Origin of the sequence: Streptomyces sp. MP131-18 (assembly GCF_001984575.1) — a bacterium.
In the GTDB taxonomy this organism is placed as follows: Bacteria; Actinomycetota; Actinomycetes; order Streptomycetales; family Streptomycetaceae; genus Streptomyces; species Streptomyces johnsoniae.
In genome coordinates, this window is sequence record NZ_LZNS01000001.1 from 6,404,633 (window position 1) to 6,425,713 (window position 21,081).

At 73.5% G+C, this 21,081-nt stretch carries 20 protein-coding genes, 1 pseudogene and 1 riboswitch; of the genes and pseudogenes, 10 read left to right on the forward strand and 11 right to left on the reverse strand.

The genetic code is table 11. From position 1 onward, the window contains the following. Positions 1–27: 27 nt before the first annotated feature. The 3 genes from STBA_RS28550 to STBA_RS28560 are packed head-to-tail and all read left to right on the forward strand — an operon-like array spanning position 28 to position 2,639. Positions 28–786 carry a lysophospholipid acyltransferase family protein gene (locus STBA_RS28550; RefSeq protein WP_077061940.1) on the forward strand — a complete coding sequence of 253 codons (759 nt, stop codon included), beginning with the start codon at positions 28–30 and terminating at the stop codon, positions 784–786. Positions 787–825: 39 nt separating this feature from the next. Beyond that, positions 826–1,983: a DUF5931 domain-containing protein gene (locus STBA_RS28555; RefSeq protein ID WP_077061941.1), complete on the forward strand. Its 1,158-nt coding sequence runs from the start codon at positions 826–828 to the stop codon at positions 1,981–1,983. After that, positions 1,980–2,639, forward strand: a complete 660-nt coding sequence (locus STBA_RS28560; RefSeq protein WP_077061942.1) for a response regulator transcription factor — start codon at positions 1,980–1,982, stop codon at positions 2,637–2,639. Before STBA_RS28555 ends, STBA_RS28560 begins: the two co-directional genes overlap by 4 nt. Positions 2,640–2,826: 187 nt before the next feature. Here STBA_RS28560 and STBA_RS28565 read toward each other — a convergent pair whose 3' ends face one another. Then, positions 2,827–4,773: a chorismate-binding protein gene (locus STBA_RS28565; RefSeq protein ID WP_077061943.1), complete on the reverse strand. Its 1,947-nt coding sequence runs from the start codon at positions 4,771–4,773 to the stop codon at positions 2,827–2,829. A gap of 110 nt (positions 4,774–4,883) precedes the next feature. Beyond that, complete coding sequence (locus STBA_RS39565; protein ID WP_107485278.1) at positions 4,884–4,940, reverse strand: trp operon leader peptide; 57 nt, start codon at positions 4,938–4,940, stop codon at positions 4,884–4,886. A gap of 87 nt (positions 4,941–5,027) precedes the next feature. Here STBA_RS39565 and STBA_RS28570 point away from each other — a divergent pair, with 87 nt between their 5' ends. Next, positions 5,028–6,377: a class II 3-deoxy-7-phosphoheptulonate synthase gene (locus STBA_RS28570; protein WP_077061944.1), complete on the forward strand. Its 1,350-nt coding sequence runs from the start codon at positions 5,028–5,030 to the stop codon at positions 6,375–6,377. A gap of 111 nt (positions 6,378–6,488) precedes the next feature. Further along, a complete protein-coding gene (locus tag STBA_RS28575) occupies positions 6,489–6,749 on the forward strand; it encodes a (2Fe-2S)-binding protein (protein WP_077063675.1) in 261 nt (86 codons plus the stop codon). Between the two features lie 13 nt (positions 6,750–6,762). Here STBA_RS28575 and bfr read toward each other — a convergent pair whose 3' ends face one another. Continuing rightward, positions 6,763–7,245 carry a bacterioferritin gene (gene bfr, locus STBA_RS28580; RefSeq protein WP_077061945.1) on the reverse strand — a complete coding sequence of 161 codons (483 nt, stop codon included), beginning with the start codon at positions 7,243–7,245 and terminating at the stop codon, positions 6,763–6,765. 215 nt (positions 7,246–7,460) lie between these two features. Between bfr and STBA_RS28585 the strand changes: the two genes are divergently transcribed. Next, a complete protein-coding gene (locus tag STBA_RS28585; RefSeq protein WP_077061946.1) occupies positions 7,461–8,099 on the forward strand; it encodes a sulfite oxidase-like oxidoreductase in 639 nt (212 codons plus the stop codon). Between the two features lie 19 nt (positions 8,100–8,118). Here STBA_RS28585 and STBA_RS28590 read toward each other — a convergent pair whose 3' ends face one another. From STBA_RS28590 to thiO, 7 genes are all read right to left on the reverse strand, one after another. Then, a complete protein-coding gene (locus tag STBA_RS28590; protein WP_079252218.1) occupies positions 8,119–8,583 on the reverse strand; it encodes a DUF4396 domain-containing protein in 465 nt (154 codons plus the stop codon). Between the two features lie 60 nt (positions 8,584–8,643). Further along, positions 8,644–9,450 carry a transglycosylase SLT domain-containing protein gene (locus STBA_RS28595; RefSeq protein WP_253195293.1) on the reverse strand — a complete coding sequence of 269 codons (807 nt, stop codon included), beginning with the start codon at positions 9,448–9,450 and terminating at the stop codon, positions 8,644–8,646. 288 nt (positions 9,451–9,738) lie between these two features. Then, complete coding sequence (pknB, locus tag STBA_RS28600) at positions 9,739–11,706, reverse strand: Stk1 family PASTA domain-containing Ser/Thr kinase (protein WP_077061949.1); 1,968 nt, start codon at positions 11,704–11,706, stop codon at positions 9,739–9,741. A gap of 90 nt (positions 11,707–11,796) precedes the next feature. Continuing rightward, positions 11,797–12,999, reverse strand: a complete 1,203-nt coding sequence (locus STBA_RS28605) for a DUF4190 domain-containing protein (protein ID WP_143659583.1) — start codon at positions 12,997–12,999, stop codon at positions 11,797–11,799. Positions 13,000–13,089: 90 nt separating this feature from the next. Beyond that, positions 13,090–13,923 carry a thiazole synthase gene (locus STBA_RS28610; protein WP_077061951.1) on the reverse strand — a complete coding sequence of 278 codons (834 nt, stop codon included), beginning with the start codon at positions 13,921–13,923 and terminating at the stop codon, positions 13,090–13,092. A gap of 3 nt (positions 13,924–13,926) precedes the next feature. Further along, positions 13,927–14,139, reverse strand: coding sequence for a sulfur carrier protein ThiS (gene thiS, locus STBA_RS28615; RefSeq protein ID WP_077061952.1), 213 nt, complete (start codon positions 14,137–14,139; stop codon positions 13,927–13,929). After that, on the reverse strand, positions 14,136–15,359 hold the full coding sequence (thiO, locus tag STBA_RS28620; RefSeq protein WP_077061953.1) for a glycine oxidase ThiO: 1,224 nt from the start codon (positions 15,357–15,359) through the stop codon (positions 14,136–14,138). The genes thiS and thiO overlap by 4 nt, the downstream gene beginning before the upstream one ends. Next, positions 15,352–15,464, reverse strand: a riboswitch (TPP riboswitch). (Overlaps the previous gene by 8 nt.) Positions 15,465–15,740: 276 nt before the next feature. On the opposite strand from thiO, the gene STBA_RS28625 reads away from it, so the two are divergent. From STBA_RS28625 to STBA_RS28635, 3 genes and pseudogenes are all read left to right on the forward strand, one after another. Continuing rightward, a complete protein-coding gene (locus STBA_RS28625; protein WP_107485279.1) occupies positions 15,741–16,592 on the forward strand; it encodes a DUF1996 domain-containing protein in 852 nt (283 codons plus the stop codon). Positions 16,593–16,657: 65 nt separating this feature from the next. After that, entirely contained in the window at positions 16,658–17,290 is a 633-nt protein-coding gene (locus tag STBA_RS28630) for a DUF305 domain-containing protein (RefSeq protein ID WP_077061955.1), read from the forward strand. A 184-nt stretch (positions 17,291–17,474) separates the two neighbouring features. Continuing rightward, positions 17,475–18,689: pseudogene (locus tag STBA_RS28635) on the forward strand (family 16 glycosylhydrolase); the annotation flags it as partial. A gap of 69 nt (positions 18,690–18,758) precedes the next feature. On the opposite strand, the gene STBA_RS28640 reads toward STBA_RS28635, so the two are convergent. After that, on the reverse strand, positions 18,759–19,811 hold the full coding sequence (locus tag STBA_RS28640; RefSeq protein ID WP_077061957.1) for a LacI family DNA-binding transcriptional regulator: 1,053 nt from the start codon (positions 19,809–19,811) through the stop codon (positions 18,759–18,761). Between the two features lie 31 nt (positions 19,812–19,842). Here STBA_RS28640 and STBA_RS28645 point away from each other — a divergent pair, with 31 nt between their 5' ends. Continuing rightward, the gene (locus STBA_RS28645; RefSeq protein ID WP_077061958.1) at positions 19,843–21,054 is read left to right on the forward strand and encodes an FAD-dependent oxidoreductase; all 1,212 of its coding nucleotides are present in this window, start codon (positions 19,843–19,845) and stop codon (positions 21,052–21,054) included. The last annotated feature ends 27 nt before the right edge of the window (positions 21,055–21,081 follow it).

Here is a 21,081-nt window from a genome sequence, read left to right on the forward strand (position 1 = left end):
CCAGACAAAGACAGGAAGGCGGCCGGGGTGCTGTACGGGGCGATGAAGGTGTCCGTGGGGGCGGGGCTGAAACTGGCCTTCCGGCCCTGGGTGGAGGGCAAGGAGCACGTGCCCGCCGAAGGGCCCGCCATTCTGGCGAGCAACCACCTGTCGTTTTCCGACTCGTTCTTCCTGCCGGCCGTGCTCGACCGCAAGGTCACGTTCATCGCGAAGGCCGAGTACTTCACCTCACCCGGGATCAAGGGCCGGCTGACCGCCGCGTTCTTCAGGGGGGTCGGCCAGCTTCCCGTGGACCGTTCGGGTGCCAGAGGGGCCGGCGAGGCGGCCATAAGCAGCGGGATCGCGGTGCTGGAGCGCGGCGAGCTGTTCGGGATCTACCCGGAGGGCACGCGTTCGCCGGACGGGCGTCTCTACCGCGGCAGGCCGGGCGGCCTGGCCCGGGTCGCGCTGGCCACCGGGGCGCCGGTGCTGCCGGTCGCGATGATCGACACGGAGAAGATCCAGCCGCCGGGGAAGGTCGTGCCGAAACTCATGCGCCCCGGCATCAGGATCGGCGAGCCGCTGGACTTCTCGCGGTACCAGGGGATGGAGGGCGACCGCTTCATCCTGCGGTCGCTCACCGACGAGGTGATGTACGCCATCATGAAGCTCTCCGGCCAGGAGTACGTCGACGTCTACGCCACCGCCGCCAAGCGGCAGTTGGCCGAGGAGAAGCAGCAGGACAAGGCGCAGGAGAAGCAGGACAAGGCCAAGGACAAGGCCCAGGACAAGGCCGGGGACGACTGACCGCGGGCGGGCCCGTGGCACGGGGAACGGGGGAGGCACATGGCCGGGGAACCGGCGTCGATAACCGTGGAACAGCCGATGTGGCGGGCCCTGTCCGCGTACCGGCTGCTGGCCGCGGGCTACGCCTGGGTCCTGTTCCTGCTCGCGTACGGGGACTACGCCCGGCCGTGGGTGGGCGTCGGCTACCTGGGCGTGCTGATGCTGTGGACGGCCGTGACGTTCCGCGCCGTCTCCTCGGCCGAACGCTGCCGGCCCGCCTTCCTCGCGGCCGACGTGGTGCTCGGGGTGACGGGCATTCTGCTGAGCCCGGCCGCCGACCCGCCCGACGTGGTGGGGCCGACTCTCCCCTCGATCTGGGTCGCCGGCTCCGTGCTCGCCGTGTCGCTGAAGGGCGGCTGGCGCCTCGGCCTGGCCGCCGCCGTGGTGGTCGGGGCCGCCAACCTCGTCGAGGACGGCGAGCTCTCCGGCGTCACCCTCCAGAACGCGGTGCTGGTGTGCGTCGCGGCCATCACCATCGGCTACGTCGTGGAGGTCGCCAGGGCCAGCGAGCGGACCCTCGCGAAAGCGGTGCGCATCGAGGCCGCCACCAGGGAACGGGAGCGGCTGGCCCGCGACATCCACGACAGCGTGCTCCAGGTGCTGGCGATGGTGCAGCGGCGCGGCACGGCCATCGGCGGCGAGGCCGCGGAGCTGGGCCGGCTCGCGGGCGAGCAGGAACGGGCGCTGCGGGCGCTGGTCAGCGCCGACCCCACGCCGGCCGGCGGCCCGGCCGAGGCGGATCTGCGGATGCTGCTGACGGGCGCGGCCGGTTCGGGCGAGCGCGTCACCTACGCGGGCCCCGGCGAGCCGGTGCTGCTGCCCGCACCGGCCGCGAGCGAGCTGGCCGCGGCGGTCGCCGCGGCGCTGGACAACGTGCGCAGGCACGCGGGCGGCGCGGCGAGCGCGTGGATCCTGCTGGAGGACGAGCCGGACGAGGTGCTGGTGACGGTGCGCGACGACGGCCGGGGCATCCCCGAGGGGCGGCTGGCCGCCGCGGAGGCGGAGGGCCGCCTCGGCGCGGCCCTCTCGATCCGCGGGCGCCTGCGGGACCTGGGCGGCAGCGCGGAGTGGGTGTCCCTGCCGGGGCAGGGCACCGAGGTCGAACTGCGGCTGCCGAAAACCGGCGGCGGATACGGCGGAAAGGACAACGGGGCATGAGCGAACGGCCGTTGACCGTGATGGTCGTCGACGACCACCCGATGTGGCGGGACGCGGTGGCCCGCGACCTCGGCGAGGCGGGCTGCGAAGTGGTGGCCACCGCGGGCGACGGTCCGCAGGCGGTGCGCAGGGCGCGGGCCGTCCGGCCGGACGTGCTGGTCCTGGACCTGAACCTGCCGGGTCTGCCGGGCGCCGAGGTGTGCCGCCAGCTGGCCGGGAACATCCACGTGCTCGTGCTCTCGGCGAGCGGCGAGCAGGAGGACGTGCTGGAGGCGGTGAAGGCGGGCGCCACCGGCTACCTGGTGAAGTCGGCGAGCGCGGCCGAGCTGGTCGACGCGGTCCGGCGGACGGCCGTCGGGGACGCGGTGTTCACACCGGGGCTCGCGGGTCTGGTGCTCGGCGAGTTCCGGCGGCTGGCCACCGCGTCCGCCCCCGACGCGGGTGGTGCCGCGGACGTGCCGCGCCTCACCGAGCGCGAGACGGAGGTGCTGCGGCTGGTGGCGAAGGGACTGACGTACCGCCAGATCGCGGACCGGCTCGTGATCTCGCACCGCACGGTGCAGAACCACGTACAGAACACGCTGGGCAAGCTCCAGCTCCACAACCGCGCCGAACTGGTGCGCTACGCCATCGAAAGCGGCCTCGACGCCGGCTGAACCCGCCTCCCGGCACGGCCTCGGCGCCGGGCCGCCGGGCCCGGGTGGTCGGTACCGTGCTCGGGCGCTCGCGGTTGCCGGGGCTGGGGCGGTCACCGGGGTGGGGCACGGCCCCGACGCCGGCTGAACCCGCGTGGGGCCGGATCGCCCGCACGCGGGCGGGCGGGCGATCCGGTGGGGGCTCGGGCTACGTTCCGGCGGGTGTCTGTGGTGCGGAGGGCACCGGGCGCAGCAGACGGGCGACGATCGCGGGGCCGTTCAGCGTGAGCACCGACTCCGGGTGGAACTGCACGCTCGCGAAGCCGGGCCCGCGCAGCGCGTGCACCTCGCCCGTTCTCCCGTCGCGGCCGACCGCGACTCCGCGCCGCGCCAGCCGCGTGGCCGCGGCGTCGTCGCAGCGCGCCGCGTAGGAGTTGTAGAAGCCGACGGTCTCCTCGCGCCCGAAGAGGTCGATCCGCTCCTGTGCGCCCTGGTGCGGCCGGTCCTTGCGCACCACCGGCAGGCCGAGTTCGGCGGCGATCAGCTCGTGCCCCAGGCACAGGCCGGCCACCGGGTGCGGATGGCCGCCGAGCAGCGCGGCCGTCAGCCCGCGCAGCAGCCGCATCTTCGGATCGCCCGCGTCGTTCGGGTCGCCGGGCCCCGGGCCGAGCACGACCGGGCCCGGGTGGCGCAGCGCCAGGTCGTGCGCGCCCGGCGCGTCGAAGCGCACCACGTCGACCCGGGCGCCGGTGGAGCGCAGCAGGTGGGCGAGCATCGACGTGAACGTGTCCTCGCCGTCGATCACCAGCACGTCGTCGGCATTCCCGCCGTCCGCGCCGTCCCCGCCGCCCGCGGGCGGCTCCTGCATCCGCAGCCAGAACGGCGCGAGCCCGGCCCGCCGCCCGGCGAGCGCGGCCCGCACCCGCGGGGAGGCGCCCGGCCGCGGGCCGCGCGCCGCGGGCGGCGGGGCGGCCGGTCGCACGCCGAGGGCGGCCAGCACGCCGGCCGCCTTGGCGTGCGTCTCGGCGACCTCGTCCGCCGGGTCCGAGCCGCGGACCAGCGTCGCGCCGACGGGGACGCGCAGGGTGCCGTGGGAGGCGTCGATGTCCGCGGTGCGGATGAGGATGGGGGAGTCGAGGGTCTGCCCGCCCGACGCGTCGCGTCCGAGCAGCGCCAGCGCGCCCGCGTAGTAGCCGCGCCCGCCGCGTTCGTGGCGGCGGATGACGCGGCAGGCGTTCTCCACCGGGCTGCCGGTGACGGTGGCCGCGAACATCGTTTCGCGCAGCACCTCCCGCACGTCGAGCGAGGTGCGGCCGCGCAGTTCGAACTCGGTGTGCGCCAGGTGGGCCATCTCGCGCAGCCGCGGGCCGACGACGTGACCGCCGCGGTCGCCGACGGTGCACATCATCTTCAGTTCCTCGTCGACGACCATGGACAGTTCCTCCCGCTCCTTGCGGTCGTCGAGGAACGCGAGGAGCCCGTCGAGGTCGGGGCCGCCGGGCGGGTAGCGGTAGGTGCCGGAGATCGGGTTCATCACGACCGTGCCGCCGGTCATCCGCACGTGGACCTCGGGGCTCGCGCCCACCAGCACGCGCCGCCCGGTGTGGACGACGAACGTCCAGTACGCCCCGCGTTCGGCGAGCAGCAGCCGACGGAAGAGCGCCAGCGCGTCGCGCGCGCCGAAGCCGTCGATCCGGCCGGTGAAGGTGCGCCGGATGACGAAGTTGGCCCCCTGGCCCGCGCCGATCTCCTCGGTCAGGACGTCGGCGACGGTACGCGCGTACGCGGCGTCGGAGACGTCGAAGCCGCCCTCGCGGACGGTGACGGGGTGTGCGGGCAGCGCGGCGAGCGCGTCGTCCAGCGGGAGGCGGGCGGTGTGCTCGGGCAGCAGCACGGCGAGCGGCGTGCCGTCGTCGGTGGCCTCGAAGCCGCGTTCGGCGATCTGCCGGAACGGGACGAGCGCCAGCGCGCCCCCCTCGGGCACCGGGAGGTCCGCGAGCCGGGCGGCTTCGGTCACCGGCCCGGTCATGACCTCGACCACACTGTCGTCGTGGCCGGGCGTGCGGCGGCGCAGCAGGGCGAATGGGGTGTTCCCCGCGACGAGCGAGGAGAGCAGGGCCCCGGCGGCTGCCGGTGCTGTCGTGAAATCTGTCACGGGAACGGGTCCCCTTCAGGGAATCGGGGAGGGGCGGCCCGTACACGCGCCGAAGGCCGCCCCTCGGGCGGCCTTCGCGTCGGACGATGCGAGTTGTGGGGAACGCGCAGTCAGGTGGCCGCCGGATGAGCGGGCCACCACCAGGTGCGGCTGGCATGCGCGAACATGCGGGCACTATACGCGAAGCCTGGACCAGCGTCTCACTCCGTGATCAGGGGCGGAATGCGGTGGACCCGACCCCGTAATCTGGAACGGTGACCGTGAACGCTGACAGCAGCACCTCCATCGCCACCTCATGGCGGGACCTGCCCGCGGCGCAGCAGCCCGATTACCCGGATCTCGAAGCTCTGCGCGCTGTGACCACGGATCTGGAAACCTATCCGCCACTCGTCTTCGCCGGCGAGTGCGACCAGTTGCGTGCCCAGGTGGGCGCGGTGGCCAGGGGCGAGGCGTTCCTGCTCCAGGGCGGGGACTGCGCCGAGGCGTTCGACCAGGTCGGTGCCGACCAGATCCGCGCCAAGCTGAAGACACTGCTCCAGATGAGCGCGGTGCTCACCTACGCCGCGGCGGTGCCCGTGGTCAAGGTGGGGCGGATCGCGGGGCAGTACTCCAAGCCGCGGTCGAAGCCGACGGAGACCAGGGACGGCGTGACGCTGCCCACCTACCGCGGCGATTCGGTCAACGGCGCGGAGTTCACGGCCGAGGCACGGATGCCCGACCCGGAGCGGCTGCGGAAGATGTACCACGCGAGCGCCTCCACGCTGAACCTGGTGCGTGGCTTCACCACCGGCGGTTACGCGGACCTGCGGCAGGTGCACGCGTGGAACCAGGACTTCGTGCGCACCTCGGCCTCGGGGCAGCGGTACGAGGCGCTGGCGCGGGAGATCGACAACGCGCTGAACTTCATGAAGGCGTGCGGCGCCGACCCGGCCGAGTTCCACTCGGTGGAGTTCTACGCCTCGCACGAGGCGCTGCTGCTCGACTACGAGGCGGCGCTGACGCGCACGGACTCCCGCAGCGGGAAGCTGTACGACGTCTCGGGCCACATGGTGTGGATCGGCGAGCGGACCCGGCAGCTGGACGGCGCGCACATCGCGTTCGCCGCCGGTATCCGCAATCCGATCGGCGTCAAGCTCGGTCCGACGACGACGCCCGAGGAGGCGCTGGCCCTCATCGAGCGGCTGGACCCGGAGCGCGAGCCGGGGCGGCTGACGTTCATCACGCGGATGGGCGCGGACAAGATCCGTGACCGGCTGCCGACGCTGGTGGAGAAGGTCACCGCGTCGGGCGCCCAGGTGGCCTGGGTGTGCGACCCGATGCACGGCAACACCTTCGAGGCGGCCTCCGGGCACAAGACCCGGCGGTTCGACGACGTGCTGGACGAGGTCAAGGGCTTCTTCGAGGTGCACAAGGGCCTGGGCACGCACCCGGGCGGCATCCACGTGGAGCTGACCGGCGACGACGTGACGGAGTGCGTCGGCGGCGGCGACGAGATCTTCGTCGACGATCTGCACCAGCGGTACGAGACGGCCTGCGACCCCAGGCTGAACCGGAGCCAGTCGCTTGACCTGGCGTTCCTGGTGGCGGAGATGTACCGGGCCTGACCCGGCAGTGGTGCCCCGGGGTGGCCCGAGCCACATCCCGGGGCACTGTTGCGTCGTCACGGTGGGCGGGTAAGGTGAGCCTTACCTCAGTAAGCCACCGGAGGGGTGACCGTGTTCGTCTGCTCGTGCTTCGGCATCACGGAGCAGCAGGTGCGTGACCACGCCGCGGCCGGTGCGTGCACCCCGCGGCAGATCGCCTCCGCCTCCAAGGCCGGAACGGATTGCGGCTCGTGCGTGCGGCGCATCCAGGGCCTGCTGGGCCGCGGTGGATGCCCGCGCCGGGAGACCGTCGCCACGACGGTGCCGGCGGCGCCCGCGGTGTCCGCCGTATCCGCGGTGCCGTCCGCGGGGGTGGCGGCCCCGCTGCCGTGACCTCCGGCGGCTCTCAGGCGCTGCTCGGCTGCTCGATCTGCTGCGCGATGTAGAGCGCCTCGCCCAGCTTGTCGATCAGCTCAAGCTGCGTGTCGAGGTAGTCGATGTGGTGCTCCTCGTCCTTGAGGATCGACTCGAAGATCTTCGCCGAGGTGATGTCGCTCTTGGCGCGCATCACCTCCACACCGCGGCGCAGCCGGTCGATCGCCTCGACCTCGATCTGCCGGTCCGCCTGGAACATCTCGGTGACCGTCTGCCCGACCCGCACGTGGAACAGCCGCTGGTAGTTCGGCAGCCCTTCGAGGAAGAGGATGCGGTCGGTCAGCACCTCGGCGTGCCGCATCTCGTCGAACGACTCGGCGCGGGTGTAGGCGGCGAGCCTGGTCCAGCCGAAGTTCTCCTGCATCTTGGCGTGCAGGAAGTACTGGTTGATGGCGGTCAGCTCGGCGGTCAGCTGCTCGTTGAGGAACTCGATGACCTCGGGGTCGCCCTGCATGACGGCGCGCTCCTTCTGTCGGCTTCTGTCGGCTTCTGTCGGCTGCGTGGATCGTCATTCGTTGCTGCTGCCCGCGCATCGTGGCACCGCCGCGGCGATCCGTCCAGTAAGCGAAGGCTTACCGAATTTGCCGGATTCTCCGCCGTTTTCCGAGGTCACAGGGGTGCCGGGGTGGCGGTGCAAGCGCCGGGAGCGGGTCTGTCACCATGGAGGGCATGGGTCAGCCGGACAGCCGCGGGGGACAGGCGCCGCAGCACGGCGCGGACCGGCTCCCGCCGGGGCAGCGGCCCCAGCGCGGGTGGCCCGTGACGCACTACGGCCCGGTGCCGCGTTTCCGGCCCGAGCGCTGGGAGTTCCGTGTCTTCGGCGCGACGGCCGACGGCGGCAAGCGCTGCTGGACGCACGAGGAGTTCTCGGCGCTGCCGTACGAGACGGTGGTGGCCGACCTGCACTGCGTCACGAAGTTCAGCATGCAGGACGCCGAATGGGGCGGCGTGTCGGCGGGCACGTTCCTCGCCCTCGCTCCGCCCGCGCCCGAGGTGACGCATGTGATGGTGTGGGCCGAGTACGGCTACAGCGCCAATCTGCGGCTCGCGGACTTCGCGACCCCGCGCACGGTCTTCGCCACCCACCGCGACGGCGAGCTGCTGACGGCGGAGCACGGCTTTCCGGTGCGCCTGATGGTGCCGCACCTGTACGCGTGGAAGGGCCCCAAGTGGGTCCGCGGCGTCGAGTACATGACGGCCGACCGGCGCGGCTTCTGGGAGGAGCGCGGGTACCACAACATCGGCGACCCCTGGCGGGAGCAGCGCTACTCCTACCAGGAGGAGCCGGGCGACGGCCCGGAGCTGTAGGCCGCTTCCCGCGTACTCCTCAGTGCAGCCGGTGGACCACGGCGTGGCCCCGGCCGCGTGCGATGAGGATGCGGTTGACCGGCGTGGTGACGAGGAACGCCACCGCGAACGCCGCCGCCAGCGTCCACCAGAACAGCCCCTCGGACAGATGCGCCTCCATCGCGCCCGGGGTGAGCGCGATCACGCCGTTGTCGACCAGCTCCATCACGGTGATGGAGACCGTGTCCGCGGCGAGGGCCGTCCTGACCGCGGTGCGCAGCGGCAGCCCCGCGTGCAGCACGGCGTACAGGGTGAAGCTGTAGCCGAAGAGGAACGCCAGCACGATCGCGAGCAGCATGGTCGGAGCGGTATGCCAGGTCAGGGCGGTGCCGATGACCATGCCGAGCACCTCGCCCACCGCGCAGCCGGTCAGGCAGTGCAGGGTGGCGCGCGCGGCGGTGCCCCAGGAGGCGGCCCCGGCCGGGTGCCGACGGTGCTCCCGCATGGTGATGCCCCTTCAGGTGCGGGCGTGGCCGCCTTCGAGGATTGCGGAAGCGATGGTACGTCAGTAGGGGCCGTTGACGTTGTCGATCGAGCCGTAACGGTCGGCCGCATAGTTGGCCGCCGCGGTCAGATTTGCCACCGGATCGTAGAGGTCGTACGGCGTGCCCTCGACGTGATACGCGTCGAACGTCGGCTGGATCACCTGCAACAGCCCTATGGAAGGCGTGCCGTTGATGGCATTGATGTCCCAGAGATTGATGGCATTGGGGTCACCGCTCGATTCGCGCATGATATTGCGGTGCAGTCCCTCGTAAGTGCCGGGAATTCCGTTCGCCGCCATGATGTCGAGCGCCTCGCGAATCCAGCCGTCGAGGTCGTCGGTGTAGACGGGCTCGGGGGCGGGTTCGGGCTCGGGCTCGGGCGCCGGGGCCTCGGCGGCGGGCTCGGCGGCCGGGGCCGCGGCCTCCTGCCGCTCGGCGGCGCGGCTCGCGGCCTCCTCCGCGGCGCGTTCCTCCGCGGCCAGGCGTTCGGCCTCGGCGCGCTCCGCGCGCTCGGCGGCCTGCTGCTCCGCCACCTCGGCGGCGCCTTCGGCCACGGCCTGCTGCCCGGCCACGGCTTGGGCGAGTACGGAGTCGGCGACCGGGTCGAGATCGGCGCGCGGTGCCTCCCGCGCCTGTTCCACGGGGGCGGGCCCGGCGGGCCGGCCCTGCCCCGGAACGTCGGCGGACTTCACGTCCCAGCCAGCGGTGCCGGCGGCGGACACCGGCTCGGAGTCGGCGGTGGGGACGACGGTGAGGGCGAGCGCGGCCGCCCCCGCGGTCGCGAGCGCGGCGGTGGCGGTCTTCCGCAATCGGGTCGTGCGGAGCATGGGGATGCGGCGATGAGCGGGCATTTCAGGGGACCTCGTGTTCCTCGCGGATTGCGAGGGCCCTTCGTAGCAGCACCCAAAAAGTCGGCGCAATCACCACGGGTACTAAGCCGGATAGTGCGCGGGAAGGCCGGGAACAGGCCCGGAACAAGCCGGGAAAAAGAAATGAGCCCGGTCAGCGGCTCACTACGAATGCACTACGTACTTTCGTATGTGACGCACGCCCTATGACCGGGCTCACACTTTTCCTGTGCTGTCGAGATGTTTCGCTCAGGCAAAGAAGCGGGCTCAGCGGACCCAGATCGTGATCGTCGAGCCGCGCGGCGCACTGTCCCCGCTGTGCACGGACTGGTTGAACACCGTGCCGGTGAAGAAGACGCGGTTCACGTCCACTTCGAAGCCCTCGTCCTCCAGCGTCTCGCGGGCCTCGCCCTCGCTCATGCCCCGCACGTCCGGCACCTCGATCATCTCAGGACCCTTGGAGATGGTCAGCTGTACCGTGTCGCCCTCGCCGGTGCTCTCCCCGGCCGTGGGCGACTGCTCGGCGACCGTGCCGGACTCCTCCTCGGAGAAGACGCGCTCCTCCTCGACATCCACCTCGAAGCCCTGCGAGGTCAACTCCTCGATGGCCGAGCCCTCCGGCAGGCCGGTCACGTCCGGCACGAAGACCTCCCGGCCCTTGCTGACCGCGAGGCCGACCGCCGAATCGGGCCTGCGCTGCTCGCCCGCCGCCGGGTCCGTCTCGATCACGGAGCCGCGCGGGACCTCCTCGGAGTAGCGCCACGTCTCCTCGCCGGGCGTGAGACCCGCGTCCCGCAGCTCCGCCTGGGCCTCCTCCAGCGGCAGCCCGCGCACGTTGGGCACCTCGGCGACCGCGGGACCCGTCGAGACGGTGATGGTGACCGTCGAGTTCTTCCGCACGCGCTCGCCGCGTTCCGGGTCGGTCCGCAGCACGAGGCCGCGTTCCACCGACTCCGAGGTGTCCTCCTCGACATCCACCTTCAGGCCCGCGTCCCGCAGCACCTCGGTGGCCTCCGCCTGCTCCAGGCCGTACACCCCCGGGGTGTGCATGAACTGGCCCGAGTTGATGTACCAGACGCCCAGGCCGCCGGCCAGCACCACGAGCACCGCGGCGATCAGCGCGAGCACCCGCCGGCTCGGCAGCCGCCGCCCGCCGGGCGCGGCACCCGGCGGGTGGGGCGGCGGCGGCAGCGGCACGTCGATGCGGGAGGTGGCGTCGGCGCCGTCCGGACCGGCCGCCGGCACACCGGCCGGCCGCGGCACCACCCGGGTCCTGTCGTCGGGTCCGACCGCTCCGCTCTCCTCCGCCGCGGCCTGCGCGGCTGCCCGCGCGGCCCCGGCCGCCCGGGCCTCGACGGCCGCGGGCGGCTCGGCGTCCAGTTGCTCGTCGGTCAGCGCGGCGCGCGCCGCCCGCACCAGCGAGAGCACCCCGGCGGCATCCGCGGGCCGCTCTCCCGGTTCGCGGGCCGCCACCCCGGCCACCAGCCGGTCCAGCGCCGCGGGCAGCCCCGGCACCGCCTTCGACGGCGGGGGAACGTCCTCGTTCACACGCGCGTACAGCAGCCGCGCCGCGGAGTCCCCGGCGTGGGGCCGCGCGCCGGTCAGCATCTCGTACAGCAGCACGCCGCAGGCGAAGACGTCGGTGCGGGCGTCGACCGTGCCGCCCTCGATCTGCTCGGGGGCCAGGTAGGAGACCGTTCCCAGCAGCGAGCCCGTCGTGGCGGAGGTCTGGTTGTCCACGCCGCGCACCAGGCCGAAGTCGGCGATCTTCACCCGGCCGTCGTCACCTATGAGCACGTTCTCCGGCTTGATGTCGCGGTGCACCAGGCCGCCGCGGTGGGCGGCGGCGAGGCCGGCGAGCATCGGTTCCAGGATGTCCAGCACCGCGCGCGGGCGCAGCGCCCCCCGGTCGCGCAGTACGTCGCGCAGCGTGCAGCCCGCGACGTACTCCATCGCGAGATAGACGTACGACCGGTCCGTGCCCTGGTCGAGGACCCCCACGACGTTCGGGTGGTCCAGCCGTGCCACCGACTTGGCCTCGCGGATGAACCGCTCGACGAACGCCGCGTCCTCGGCCAGCGAAGGGTGCATCACCTTGAGTGCGAGCACTCGGTCGAGGCGGGTGTCCACGCCGCGGTAGACCGTTGCCATGCCGCCCACGGCGATTCGCTCCTCGACGCGGTAACGACCGTCGAGAACGGAACCGAGCAGCGGATCATGAAGGGTGCTGTCCACGGCGATCGAGTCTACGAGCTGAAACGGAGCGCCCGTCCGCCGACGGCCGTCCCGCAGCAGGACTGAAGCCGAACGGTGACGGAAGGTCCGTCAGCCGCCGACCGGCAGGCCCAGGATTCCGCGGATCTCGATTTCGCTGTCGATTCCCATGGCGTCGTAGCCGGCCTCGACGTGCCGGGCGAACGCGCTCTCGTCCCCGGCCCCCGCCGCGTCGTTCCAGTGCGCCAGGCTGGTCAGCCTGGCCTCGGCCAGCTCGGCGACCAGCGGCTCGATCTCCCGCGGCCAGCTCTCCGCGGTCAGCGTGCCGGCCTCCTGTCCGACCGAGTCCGCCATCCGGCCGGCCCACTCCCGGCGGGCGTCGAGGCCCTCCTCGGGCAGCGGCTCGCCCCAGATCGCCACTTCGAGCGGCGTCGTGACCTCCAGGTACCTGAGCTGGTCGGCGTCCATCGCGGCCGCGTCGCCGCGCAGCGTCCCGGTCAGCGCACCGCCGCCCGACTGCCCGAAGAAGCAGACGATCTCGCGGTCGCCCAGCTGCCAGGTCGCGGCGCCCGGATAGTAGTAGTACAGCTGCACGTCGAGCGGCAGCGCCCAGGAGTCCAGCACGTAGCCCTGGACGTGCGCGCCGCACTCGCGGTTGGCCACCGCGAACAGTTCGTCGTCGCCGGGGAAGGCACCGTGGCCCTCGACCTGGACGGCGGCGAACGCCTCCGCCTCGTGCGGCCCTTCGCACGGCAGCCGGGTGACGGTCAGCTCCTCGGCGCCCTCATCGAACGTGCCGAGCCCGGCGCCGGAGTCGAAGCAGTCGCCCACCGCGATGTCGAAGACGCTGAGGTCCGTGCCCTCGCGGCCCTGGCCGTCCTCCTGCTCGCCGCCCGGCGCCCGGACGTCGCCTGGCTGCGCGTGGGCGGACGCGTCGCCGCCGCGCCCCGCGTCGTGGTCCTCGCTGGTCACCACGGCCGGGATGACGACGGCGAGCGTGAGGATCGCCGTCGAGGCGATGGCCACCGCCGCCACGGCGAGCCCCTTGCCGCGCTCGGCCCTGCGGTCAAGACCGGCCAGCGCGAGGATGCCGAGCACGAGCCCGGCCGGGAAGAACACCACCGCGGCGATCAGCGAGCCGACCGCGAGCCCGCTGTAGCGCAGCTCCGGCGGCGGGGCCGGCGCCGGAGGCACCGGCGCCAGCGCGCCCGCGACCGGGACCGGCCCTGGCATCGGCGGGGGCGCCGCGGGCATCGGTGGCAGCTGCGGCGCGGGTGGCGGGGCCCCGCCGTGCGGCGGCTGCGGTGTGGTCACGGTCCCCCCAGGAGCTGGTGCCGGTCGGCTGCGTCGTTCCCGTCATTCCCCGTTGCGGCGCCGCCCCCCGAGCGACAGCGGGATCGTATATCAGTGCGAGAACGCGGGCCGTTCGGGATCGAACGCCGCGAGCCCCGCCACCGGCGAGGACGCCTCCGCGAAGTGCCGCCGCGGAATCCGGCCCGCGAGCCGCGCCAGCCGGCCCGCTGCCACCGCGTGCCGCATCGCGTGCGCCATCCGCACCGGTTGGCGCGCCCTGGTCACCGCGGAGGCGAGCATCACCCCGGCGCAGCCCAGCTCCATCGCCAGCGCGGCATCGGACGCCGTGCCCGCCCCCGCGTCCAGGATGACCGGCACCCCGGCCCGCTCGGTGATCAGCTCGAAGTTGTGCGGGTTGCGGATGCCGAGGCCGGAGCCGATGGGGGAGCCGAGTGGCATCACCGCGGCGCAGCCCGCGTCCTCAAGACGCCGGGCCAGCACCGGATCGTCGTTCGTGTACGGCAGGACCGTGAAGCCGTCGTCGACGAGAATCTCGGCCGCGTCCAGCGTGGCCACCGGGTCGGGCAGCAGCGTCCGCTCGTCCGCGATCACCTCCAGCTTCACCAGGTCGGTCCCCAGCGCCTCCCGCGCCAGCCGCGCCGTCAGCACCGCCTCGCCCGCGGTGTAACAGCCCGCCGTGTTCGGCAGCGGCCGGATGCCCAGCTCGTCGAGCACCGAGAGCACCGAGCCCTGCACCGCCGGGTCGAGCCGGCGCATCGCGACCGTCGTCAGCTCCGTGCCCGAGGCGGCCAGCGCGTCGTTCAGCACCGTCAGGCTCGGCGCCCCGCCGGTGCCCATGATCAGCCGCGACGTCAGCCGCAGCCCGCCGAGCACCAGCGCGTCGTCGTCAAGGGCCCCGGAGGACCCGTCGGTTGTTCCGGACATGGGTCAGCCTCCCTGAACGGCGGTCAGTACCTCGACGCGGTCGCCCTCGGCCAGCGTGGTGCCGGACCACCGGCTGCGCGGAATCACCGTTTCGTTCACCGCGGCGGCGATGCCCGAGGGGGCCGAGGACAGCCCGGCCACGAGATCGGCAAGCGACGTGCCCGCGGCCACCTCGCGACGCTCGCCGTTGATCCGGACGGCCAGCAGGTCGCTCATGCCGCCACCCCCCGGCCCCCGGCGAACCGCTGTGCGCTGAACGGGCGTGCGTAATCCGGCAGTTCGCCGGTGACCAGCGCATCGGCCAGCGCCTCGCCCGTGACCGGCGCCAGCAGCACCCCGTTCCGGTGGTGGCCGGTCGCCAGGTGCAGACCCGGCAGCGCGGTCGGCCCGAGCAGCGGCGCGTTGTCCGGCGTGGCGGGCCGCAGCCCGGCCCTGGTCTCCGTCAGCGGCAGCTCCGTCAGCCCGGGCACCAGCTCGTGCGCGTCCCGCAGCAGCTCGTACACGCCGCCCGCGGTCACCGTGGTGTCCAGGCCGCGCTCCTCGGAGGTCGCGCCGATCACCAGCTCCCCGCTGAGCCGCGGCACCAGGTAGACGTGGCCGCCGCGCACCACCGCGCGCACCGTGCGCGAAAGGAACGGCGGCCCGGCGTCCGGCATGCGCAGCCGCAGGACCTGCCCCTTCACCGGCCGCACCGGCACCGCCACCTCGGGCGGCAGCCCGGCCGGCTCGCCGCTGCGGCAGCCGCCGGCCAGCACCGCCTGCCCGGCCGCCAGCGCCGTTCCGTCCGTGAGCACCACCCCGGTGGCGCGCCCCGCGCGAACGGTCACCTCCCGCGCCCAGCCGCGGTGGAAGACCACCCCGGCCCGTTCGCAGGCGGTCAGGAGCGCGGCCGTCAGCAGCCGCGGATCGGTCTGGTGGTCGCCGTCCACGCGCAGGCCCCCGCGCACGCCCGGCGCGAGCATCGGCTCCAGCTTCCTGCACTCACGCCCCGTCAGCCACTGCACATCCAGGCCGCAGCGCTGCTGGAGCAGGTGCAACTCCCGCAGCTGCGCGCGGTCGTCGGCGTCGAGCGCCACCGAGAGGGTGCCGCAGGCCCGGTAGCCGATACCCGTTCCCGCGGCCTCGGCCAGCTCGTCGGCGAACCGCGGATAGCGCGCCGCGGAGGTCAGGTTGAGGTCGAGCAGCGCCTCCTCGCCGTGGTGCAGCTCGGTGACCGCCGCGAGCATGCCCGCCGCGACCTGCGCGGCGCCGCCGCCGGGCGACGGGTCGACGACCGCGGTGCGCAGCCCGCGCCCGGCGGCCCGCCAGGCGGTCACCAGGCCGATGACGCCGCCGCCGACGACGACCGCGTCGAACGCGGCCCGGCGGCCTGCCGGACCGGCCGCGGACCGTACCCCCGGCCGGTGCGTGTGTGCGTGCGATGTGCGCGAATCCAACGCGCCTCCTCCCTTCGCCGGCATGACCCGGATCAGGTGCATACGGTCGGAGGCCGATCGAGCCTCCCTCTCAGCCCGGTGCGCCGGGCTCCCGCGGGTGCCTTTCCACCGGCCAGCCTAGTACGGCGCCGGGACGGCGGGCAGCGCGGGCTCGAGAGAGCGCTCTCTCGCCTATATGCCCGAACGGCGCCGCGCGGCGGAAATCAGTTCCGGGAACGTGCGGGACTCCTTGACGCCCCTCGCGGCCACTTCTAAGTTCCCGGTTCAGAGAGCGCTCTCTGGAAGCCCCCCACTCGTGAAGGAGAGCATGTGAAACGTCCACCTGCGCACGATGCTCCGCCGGGCCGCCGCGGCTGGCCGCGCCGCGCCCTCTTCAGCGCCCTGGCCGCCGTGTCCCTGGTCGCCTCCCTGATCACCTCCACGGCCGCCACGGCCACGGCCACGGCCACGGAGGAGGCCGACGCCGGAACCCGGGCGGTCCGGGTCGCCGAGTTCGTCGCCGAGTGCGAGTTCAGCCACCGCGCCCCGGACGACCCGATCGTCTTCCCCGGACTGCCCGGTGCCTCGCACTCGCACAGCTTCTTCGGCAGCACGGTCACGGACGCCTACACCAACCTCGGCGACCTGCTCGCCGGGGACAGCACCTGCGAGCCATCCGTCGACCTGTCCTCGTACTGGGTGCCGACCCTGTTCGTCGACGGCGAGCCGGTCGAGCCGCAGAGCGCCACGTTCTACTACCTCGGCGAGGGCGTGAACCAGGACGTCGTCGGGCAGATCCAGCCGTTCCCGCAGGGGCTCAAGCTCGTGGCGGGCAACGCGCTGGCGTCCGGGCCCGAGGAATCCTCGGCCCGCTGGTCCTGCCTGCACGCGGGACACGTCAACCCCTCCAAGGACTTCGTCAACTGCCCGTCCGGCACGGCGCTGGAGTCGTACCTCGACTTCCCGCAGTGCTGGAACGGCCGGGACCTGGAGTCCTCCGACTTCACCAGCCACATGGCGTACCCGGTCGCGGGCGAGTGCCCCGCCACCCACCCGGTCGCGGTGCCCAAGCTCAGGCAGGTGCTGCGCTACCCGGTCAGCGGCGATCCGTCCGGATTCGAGCTGGCATCCGGGCCCGGATACACCATGCACGGCGACTTCTTCAACGCCTGGCCCGAGGACGAACTCGAGCGGCGGGTGCGGGACTGCATCAATCCCGTCATCAAGTGCGGCACGGACGGCGTTCCTTCGTAGCCGGCCGTACCCACGTGCCGGCCCGCGACCGCGGGCCGGCACCGGACGAGAGGGATGGGATTCCGATGACACTCACCCCGGCCGCGCGGGCCGCCGCGGCGCTGCTCGCGGGCCTCCTCCTGGCCGGCTGCGGCGGTTCGGACGGCGGCCCCGAGGAGGACGCGGGCGCCGGCACCGGTCCGGCAGCGGCGACGGACACCGGCGGCACGGCTGGGGCGACCGAGGCGGCCGGCGAGCCGGCCGCGGCCGGTGACCTCAGCCCCACGGACCTCGCCTGGGCGCAGCTGATGATCCCGATGAACGACCAGCTGCTGCCCCTGCTCGACGAGGTGACGCGGCGCGGCTCCGCCCCCGAACTCAGGGAGTTCGCCGAGGAACTCGCCGCGGGCCACGAGACCGAACTGACCGGCCTGCACGCCCTGCTCCGCGACGCCGGCGTGACCTACACCAACGTGCACGAGGGCCACAGCATGCCCGGCATGGTCACCGACGAGGAACTGGCGGCCCTCGAAGGCACCCGGGACGAGGACTTCGACCGGGAGGCCATGGCCCTCGTCGCGGAACACCTGGAGCAGTCGGCACGCGTGTCCCGTTCCGAACGGGACGCCGGCTCGGCCGAAGCCGCGACGGCACTCGCCGCGGACCTCGACGAGGCGCGCACCGGCCAGTTGGCCGAGCTGGAACGGCTCGGCGGCTGACCCCGCGCACCCCGCCCGGCGGCCCCGCCGCCGCACCCCCCACCAAGGAAAGGACCAGGACGAGATCATGCATGCCAAGAAACCGAGGAGGCGCCTGCCGCGCGTCGCGGCCGCGGCGGTGGCCGCAACGGCGACGCTCCTCGGCCTCATCGCCACGGCCGGACCCTCCTCGGCCGCGGCCGACGAGGTGCTGCTGTCCTACAACAAGCCGGCGCAGGCGTCGACGTCACAGAACGACGGCAGCTGCTGGGAGTGCACCCCGGACAAGGCGCTCGACAACGACCCGGCGAGCCGCTGGGCCACCTCCCCCGAGGGCGGCTGGGTGGACCCGGGCTGGTTCTACGTCGACCTGGGCGCCACCGCCGACATCAGCCGCGTCGTCCTCCAGTGGGACCCGGCCTACGCCGTCAACTACCAGATCCAGGTCTCCGACGACGCCCAGAACTGGGAGACCGTCCACGAGAACACCGACGGCCCCGGTTACCGCGAGGACATCGCCGTCACCGGGACCGGCCGCTACGTGCGGATGTACGGCACCGAGCGGTCGAACGGCTACGGGTACTCGCTGTGGGAGTTCCAGGTGTACGGCACCGGCGGCTCCCCCGAGACCCCGCCGCCGCTGCCGCCCGACCCGTCCGACCCGCCGGAGCTGGTGTGGAGCGACGAGTTCGACGGCCCGGCGGGCGCCACCCCGGACCCGGCCAAGTGGAGCGCTGACCCGGGCAACGGCCGCAACAACGAACTCCAGATGTACACCGACAACGAGAACACCACGATGGACGGCAACGGCAGTCTGGTGATCGAATCGCGCCGCGAGGAGACGCCCGGGTCCGCGTGCCCGCCCGACCCGCTGAGCGGTAGCACCACCTGCCAGTACACCTCGGGCCGCATCAACACCTACGGCAAGTTCGACTTCACCTACGGGCGGGTCGAGGCCCGCATCCAGGTGGCCAGCACCCGCGGGATGTGGCCGGCGTTCTGGATGCTCGGCTCCGACTTCTACTCCGAGGGCAGGCCTTGGCCCTACACCGGTGAGATCGACATCATGGAGCACGTGGGCCACGAGCCCAACACCGTGCACTCCACGCTGCACGCCCCGGCCTACAACGGCGCGGGCGGCCACGGCAACTCCTACGAGCTGCCCGAGCCGGCCTCCGCCGACTTCCACGTCTACGCCGTGGAGTGGGACAGCCAGGGCATGGTGTTCACCGTGGACGACCAGGTCGTCCACACCGTCGACCGCGCGGAGCTGGAGAGGACGGTCGGGCCCTGGGTCTTCGACCACGACTTCTTCATCATCCTGAACACCGCGGTGGGCGGCGACTGGCCGGGGCCGCCCGACGGCTCCACGGTCTTCCCGCAGCAGATGCGCGTGGACTACGTCCGCGTCTATCAGTGAGCCGGCCGGCCGCCGGCGCCCGACCTTCCCCGGGCGCCGGCGGCTCGCCACGTCCCCTGACAGGCGCGCTCACGCGCTCTGCCGCACCACGAGCGCGGAGGGGAACACCACGGAGGGCAGCGGCCGTTCCCCCGTGTCGATCTGCCGCAGCAGCAGCCGCGCCATCTCCGCCGCCATCTCCTCCACCGGCTGACGCACCGTCGTCAGCGGCGGATCGCAGGCCAGCGCCGAGCTGCTGTCGTCGAAGCCGACCACCGCCACATCGTCGGGCACCCGCCTGCCGTGCCGGTGCAGCGCCGCCACCGCGCCCAGCGCCATCAGGTCCGACGCGACGAACACGGCGTCCAGGTCCGGGCACCGGTCGAGCAGCCGCTTCATCCCCAGCGCGCCGCTCGCCTGGGTGAAATCGCCCTCCGCCCAAAGCACTTCGGGCAGTCCGTGCTCGGCCATCGCCGCGCGGAAGCCGGCGAGCCGCTCCTGGGCGACCGTCATGTCCTGCGGCCCGGCGATCGCGCCCACCCGCCGCCGCCCCGTCGCCGCCAGGTGCTCCGCGGCCAGCAGCGCCCCGGCCCGCTGGTCCGCGTCGACGTAGGTGATGGCCGTCGGCGCCGCCGGCCGGCCCGCGAGCACCGCGGGCAGCGCGGTCGAGGCCAGCAGCCGCGGCAGCGGATCGGCCGCGTGCGAGGAGATCAGCACCACCCCGTCCACGTGCCCCTGCCGGAGATAGCCGAGCAGCTGCGTGCGCGACGCCTCGTCGTCCGCCAGCATCAGCATCACCTGCACGCCGCGCGGGCGCGCCACTTCGAGCAGCCCGGTCACCACGCGCCCGAAGTAGGGGTCGGAGAACATCCGCCCGACGAACGGCCCCGACACGTCCCGCTGCTCGCGCTCCGACACCACGAGCGCCACCGAGTCGGTGCGCCGGGTCACCAGGGAACGCGCCGCCCGGTTCGGCACGTAACGGGTGCGGGCGATCGCCTCCTCGACCAGCTTGCGCAGGCGCGGGTCGACGGTCGACTCGCCGTTGATCACCCGGGAGACGGTGGCGCGCGACACCCCGGCGGCGCGGGCCACGTGCTCCAGCGTGACGGGCCTGGACGGCGAGGGCGGCTCCGTGGTCACCCCGCATTTATACCCTCGTAGGCTGGAGCCCGTGACTGATGAGCGTGCCGTGATCGTCGGTGCGGGGCTGGCCGGCGCGTGGACGGCCGCCCGGCTGAGGGAGCAGGGCTTCGAAGGACGGGTCACCCTGCTCGGCGCCGAGCCCCACCCGCCCTACGACAGACCGCCGCTGTCCAAGGAAGTGCTCCTGGGCACGGGCGACGCCGCGGACACCGCACTGGACATCGACTTCGCCGCCCTCGGCATCGACCTGCTGCCGGGCCGCGCCGCGACCGGGCTGCGGCCCGCCGCGCGGCTGCTCGACACCGACACCGGGCCGCTGCCGTACGACCACCTCGTGCTGGCCACCGGTGCCGAGCCGGTCACGCTGCCCGGCACCGCCGGGCAGCCGAACGTCTCCGTGCTGCGCACCCTGGACGACGCCCGCCGCCTGAAGCGGGTCCTCGACGCCCGCCGCAGCGTGGTGGCGGTCGGCGCGGGCTGGATCGGCGCCGAGACCGCCACCGCGGCCCGCGCCGCCGGCTGCCGCGTCACCGTCGTCGAGGCGGCGCACCAGCCGCTGCCCGGCGCGCTGCCCGCCGCGTTCGCGGAGCCCATGCGGCGGTGGTACGCCGAGGCGGGCGCCGAGCTGCGCACCGGGCACGCGGTCACCGCGGTCCGCGACGGCGAGGTGGAGCTGGCCGACGGCACGGTCATCGGCGCGGACGCCGTTCTCGTCGGCATCGGCTCGCGGCCCGCCACCGGCTGGCTGGCCGGGTCAGGGATCGGCCTGGCGCCCGACGGCTCCGTCCGTGCGGACGAACGGCTGCGCACCGACGCACCGGGCGTGTACGCGGTGGGGGACTGCGCGTCCTACCCCTCCGCCAGGTACGGCAGGCGGCTGCTGGTCCACCACTGGGACAACGCGCTGACCGGCCCCGCCACCGTCGCCGCCGGCATCCTCGGCCGGGTGGAGGTCCACGACCCGGTGCCCTACTTCTGGTCCGAGCAGTTCGGCCGCCGCGTGCAGTTCGCGGGCCGGCACGCCGAGGGCGACCTGCCGGTGCGGCGCGGCGACCCGGCCGCGGGGGACGCCGCCTGGTCGGTGTGCTGGCTGCGGGCGGACGGCACGCCCACCGCGCTGCTGACCGTCGACAAGCCGCGCGACCTCATGCAGGGGCGCCGCCTGCTCCAGCGGGCCGTGCCCCTCGACCCCGCGCTCGTCGCCGACCCGTCCGTACCACTCAAGGCCACCGCCCGCTGACGACTGTCGGTGCGAGATGGCAGGCTG

Excerpts from the sequence above, each read along its gene's own strand:
- STBA_RS28555 (WP_077061941.1), top strand. The coding sequence starts at position 826 with ATGGCCGGGGAACCGGCGTCGATAACCGTGGAACAGCCGATGTGGCGG.
- STBA_RS28560 (WP_077061942.1), top strand. The coding sequence starts at position 1,980 with ATGAGCGAACGGCCGTTGACCGTGATGGTCGTCGACGACCACCCGATG.
- bfr (WP_077061945.1), bottom strand. The coding sequence starts at position 7,245 with ATGCAGGGCGACCCCGAGGTCATCGAGTTCCTCAACGAGCAGCTGACC.
- STBA_RS28585 (WP_077061946.1), top strand. The coding sequence starts at position 7,461 with ATGGGTCAGCCGGACAGCCGCGGGGGACAGGCGCCGCAGCACGGCGCG.
- STBA_RS28590 (WP_079252218.1), bottom strand. The coding sequence starts at position 8,583 with ATGCGGGAGCACCGTCGGCACCCGGCCGGGGCCGCCTCCTGGGGCACC.
- STBA_RS28595 (WP_253195293.1), bottom strand. The coding sequence starts at position 9,450 with ATGCTCCGCACGACCCGATTGCGGAAGACCGCCACCGCCGCGCTCGCG.
- STBA_RS28610 (WP_077061951.1), bottom strand. The coding sequence starts at position 13,923 with ATGTCCGGAACAACCGACGGGTCCTCCGGGGCCCTTGACGACGACGCG.
- thiS (WP_077061952.1), bottom strand. The coding sequence starts at position 14,139 with ATGAGCGACCTGCTGGCCGTCCGGATCAACGGCGAGCGTCGCGAGGTG.
- STBA_RS28630 (WP_077061955.1), top strand. The coding sequence starts at position 16,658 with ATGACACTCACCCCGGCCGCGCGGGCCGCCGCGGCGCTGCTCGCGGGC.